The 2577-nt window shown below is 64.0% G+C and carries 3 protein-coding genes; all 3 read left to right on the top strand.

All coding sequences use genetic code 11. The features are described 5' to 3' along the window. Positions 1-57 precede the first annotated feature (57 nt). The 3 genes from PMI38_RS26040 to PMI38_RS26030 are packed head-to-tail and all read left to right on the top strand — an operon-like array spanning position 58 to position 2553. Positions 58-1335: a flavohemoglobin expression-modulating QEGLA motif protein gene (locus PMI38_RS26040; protein WP_008101157.1), complete on the top strand. Its 1278-nt coding sequence runs from the start codon at positions 58-60 to the stop codon at positions 1333-1335. After that, positions 1307-2230, top strand: a complete 924-nt coding sequence (locus PMI38_RS26035) for an alpha/beta hydrolase (RefSeq protein ID WP_008101155.1) — start codon at positions 1307-1309, stop codon at positions 2228-2230. Before PMI38_RS26040 ends, PMI38_RS26035 begins: the two co-directional genes overlap by 29 nt. Next, positions 2227-2553, top strand: coding sequence for a hypothetical protein (locus PMI38_RS26030; RefSeq protein ID WP_008101153.1), 327 nt, complete (start codon positions 2227-2229; stop codon positions 2551-2553). The genes PMI38_RS26035 and PMI38_RS26030 overlap by 4 nt, the downstream gene beginning before the upstream one ends. Positions 2554-2577 lie beyond the last annotated feature (24 nt).

Here is a 2577-nt window from a genome sequence, read left to right as displayed (position 1 = left end):
GCCGGCTTGCCGGCGACAGGGCCGGTACAGGCGCCCAGTTCTAGAAAGGAGTCCCCGGTGGACGAGTACCAGCTAACCATCCGCACCCTGTCCGACCGCATCGTCGCGGCGCAGACCCCAATCCGCGTGCTCGACGCGGTGAAGTGGGACGACAGCATCCGCCAGGGCTTCCTCAAGGCCAAGGGCACGGAGCCGCCCGCGGTGGATCGTGCCTATTACCAGTCGCGCCCGCTGTCGTTCGACTCCAGCGCGGTCAAGGCCGAATTCCAGAGCATCGAGCGCGACATCACCCGCCAGTTGGGCCAGTTCAACCCGGTCGGGCAGATCATGCGGCGCATGTGCAAGGAGTACCGGATGGTGGTGCGCATGCTCGAAGCGCGCGGCACCGAGGACTTCGGCCTGATTTCCCAGGAACTGTATGGCGCCGCCTCCGATGCCTTCCACGCCGGTGACCCGACCCTGGCCGACCTGGGGCTGATGTTTTCGGACTACCTGAACAACATCGATGGCCGCGGCGACCTCAAGGACGAGCCGAAGAACCTCACCGCCAAGGAAGCCGTCAATATCCTCCAGCACCGCCTGAACAAAGTGTTCGGCGAGGCGGAAGAAACCATCCGCGTGTTCGAGTCCGACGGTATCGTCGCCGACGCGGCGGCGGGGGCCGACTACATCAAGATTCGCGCCGACGCCATGTTCAACACCCGCGATGTGCGCGCGCTGGAGGTGCATGAAGGGCTGGTGCACGTGGGCACCACGCTCAATGGCCTCAACCAGCCGATCTGCACCTTCCTGGCCAAGGGCCCGCCCTCGTCGACGGTGACCCAGGAAGGCCTGGCGATCCTCATGGAGGTGATCGCCTTCGCTTCCTACCCCAGCCGCCTGCGCAAGCTCACCAACCGTACCCGCGCCATCCACATGGTCGAGGAGGGGGCCGATTTCCTGCAGGTGTACGGATTCTTCCGCGACCAGGGCTTCGAAATGGCGCAGAGCTACAGCAATGCCAGCCGGGTGTTCCGCGGCTCGGTGCCCAACGGCCTGCCATTCACCAAGGACTTGTCCTACCTCAAGGGCTTCATCATGGTTTACAACTACATTCAGTTGGCCGTGAAGAAGGGCAAGCTCGAACAGATTCCGTTGCTGTTCTGCGGCAAGACCACCCTGGAAGACATGCGTACCTTGCGCCAGCTGGTCGAAGAGGGCCTGGTCGAGCCGCCCAAGTACTTGCCTGAACAGTTCCGCGACCTCAATGCCCTGTCGGCATGGATGTGCTTCTCCAACTTCCTCAACCACCTGAGCCTGGATCGCATTGAAGCCGACTACGCGAACATTCTCTGAGCGCTGCCGCCTGCTGGCCCTGGGCTTGATCCTGTTGGGGCTTGGCGGATGCAGCAGCTTGCTTTTCTACCCCGAACCGGGCCAAGAGTTCACCCCCGAGCGGGCCAAGCTCGAATACCGCGATATCAGCCTCACCACCGCCGACGGCGTGCGCCTGCACGGTTGGTGGCTGCCGGCCAAGGCGGGCGTCGCGGTCAAGGGGACGGTGCTGCACCTGCATGGCAACGGCGGCAACCTGGCCTGGCACCTGGGCGGCAGCTACTGGCTGCCGGAGCAGGGGTACCAGGTGCTGATGATCGACTATCGCGGCTATGGACTGTCCCAGGGCGAACCCGGCTTGCCGGAGGTCTACGAAGACATCGCCGCTGCCATGGCCTGGCTCGACAAGGCCCCCGAGGTAAAGGGCAAACCTTTGGTTCTATTGGGCCAGAGCCTCGGTGGCGCGATGGCCATCCACTACCTGGCTGCCCATCCTGAGCAGCAACAGCGCTTCAGTGCCCTGGTCTTCGATGGGGTACCGGCCAGTTATCGCGATGTCGGCCGTTACGCCTTGAGTACGTCGTGGATGACCTGGCCGTTGCAGGTGCCGCTGTCCTGGCTGGTGCCGGACGGCGATAGCGCGATCCGCTGGGTCGAGCGCCTGAGCACCCCACCCAAGCTGTTTTTCCACAGCATCGACGACAACCTGGTGCCGATGGACAGCGGCATCCGCCTGTATCAGCACGCGCCGCCGCCGCGCGTGCTGCAACTGACCCGCGGAGGCCACGTGCAGACCTTCGCCGACCCGGTCTGGCGCCAGGTGATGCTGCGTTTCCTGGATGACCCCAGCCATTTCAACGGCCTGCGGCGGCTTGCCGAAGTGCCCAACTACCCTGACGAGAAGAGCAAGCAATGAGTGAAGAACGCAACGCCATCCCGCTGATCCTGACCGGTGTCGGCAGCATCATCGTGACGGTGGGGGCCCTCTGGTACTACGGTTACCTGCATTTCGCCAAACCCGAGGATGCCCTGCTGCTGCAGGATTTCACCATGCTCAAGACCATTCCCGGCGAGGACTACAAGGTCTCCCTCGAGCCGGCCCCGCAGGTGGCGCAGTGCATGGATGGCGTGCTGGTGCTGTTCGATACCCAGCAGAAGGGCCTGACCGGGGTGCTGGTGGACAACCGCAAGCGCGCGGTGCGCTGCATGGGTGAGGACACGCCGCAGCAGGTACAGTGATTCGACCGGCCCTATCGCCGGCAA

Origin of the sequence: Pseudomonas sp. GM84, assembly GCF_000282535.1 — a bacterium.
Taxonomy (GTDB): Bacteria; Pseudomonadota; Gammaproteobacteria; order Pseudomonadales; family Pseudomonadaceae; genus Aquipseudomonas.
Note: the sequence above shows the minus strand (reverse complement) of the source record. Positions and strands in the feature narration are given on the sequence as shown.

Excerpts from the sequence above, each read along its gene's own strand:
- PMI38_RS26030 (WP_008101153.1), top strand. The coding sequence starts at position 2,227 with ATGAGTGAAGAACGCAACGCCATCCCGCTGATCCTGACCGGTGTCGGC.